General features: G+C 63.4%; 2 protein-coding genes (1 of these 2 only partly in view). Both read left to right on the top strand.

Annotation, left to right across the window (positions count from 1 at the left end; translation table 11 throughout):
• Positions 1–884: the 3' end of a peptidoglycan DD-metalloendopeptidase family protein gene (locus AC1DVM_RS16380; RefSeq protein WP_477255992.1), read on the top strand. 1,147 nt of this gene lie to the left of the window's left edge; 884 of the gene's 2,031 nt are visible here — the last part of the coding sequence; its start codon lies beyond the left edge, outside the window; it ends in the stop codon at positions 882–884.
• A 6-nt stretch (positions 885–890) separates the two neighbouring features.
• The coding region (locus AC1DVM_RS16385) for an AEC family transporter (protein WP_477255994.1) at positions 891–1,311 on the top strand (421 nt) is incomplete at its 3' end.

Consider the following 1,311-nt stretch of genomic DNA (forward strand, 5'->3'; position numbering starts at 1 on the left):
TGTCCGTCACGCCGATCGTCGACGAGGTGGCGACCAACGACGCGGCGACCAGCGAGGACGACGAGGATGAATCGCGCGGCGGCGTGAAGCTGTACGACAGTCTCTATGAGACCGCGCTGAAGAACGACCTTCCCCGCGAAAGCGTGGAGGATCTGGTCCGGATCTTCGGCTACGACGTCGATTTCCAGCGCAGGGTCTCCCCCGGCGATACCTTCGAGGTGTTCTATGGCGCCGACGAGGAGGTAGCCCGCCCGGAAATCCTCTTCGCGGCCCTGACCATCAATGGCGAAGCACGGCGGGTCTACCGCTACCAGGGTGACGACGGCGGCTTTGATTTCTTCGACGATAGCGGCCGTTCGCTGAAGAAGTTCCTGCTCCGCAAACCGATCTCGGACGGAATCCTGYGGTCCGGCTTCGGCTCCCGCTACCATCCGATCCTGGGCTATTCGCGACCCCATACGGGGGTCGATTGGGCGAACCGGATCGGAACTCCCATCGTCTCCGCCGGTAACGGCACGGTGATCAAGGCCGAGTGGGATTCGGGCTATGGTCGGCGCATCGAAGTCCAGCACACCAACGGCTACGTGACGGCCTATTCCCACCTGTCCGGGTTCGGCAAAGGCGTCTCGCCGGGAACCCGCGTGAAGCAGGGACAGGTGATCGGCTATCTGGGCAATACCGGCCTCTCGACCGGCCCACACCTGCATTATGAAGTCATCATCAACGGCAGTTTCGTCGATCCCCTCAAGATCCGCCTGCCGCGAGGACGCGAGCTCGAAGGCCGCTCGCTCGCAGATTTCAAGCGGCAGCGGGAGCAGGTCGACGAACTCATGACCCATGCCAACGCCTCTGCGAGCCTCTCTCAACGGGCCGAGATCCGCTAAACCCTCATGATCGATCTCCTCATGATCGTGTTGCCGATCTTCGGCCTGATCGCCATCGGCTACGTCGCGCGGTGGGGAGGTTTCCTGTCGGAACGCGCCGGCGAGGGCCTGTCCGAATTCGTCTTCAAGCTCTCCTTGCCCTGCCTCATTTTCAGGACCCTGGTGCGCGCGGACATTCCGGCGGTTCAACCATGGGGCTACTGGATCTCCTATTTCGTCGGGGTCGCGGTCGTCTGGGCGCTGGCCGCGCGAATCGGGCGCCGCTTCTTCGGATTGTCCGGGGTGTCCCAGGTCGTCGCCGGCTTCTCGGCCGGTCAGGCCAACACGGTCTTCGTCGGCGTGCCGATGATTCTCAAGGCCTATGGCGAGGCGGGCGCCGTGCCCCTTTTCATGCTCATCGCCGTCCATCTGCCCGTCACCATGACGC

The organism is Microvirga sp. P4_A5 (assembly GCF_056402495.1).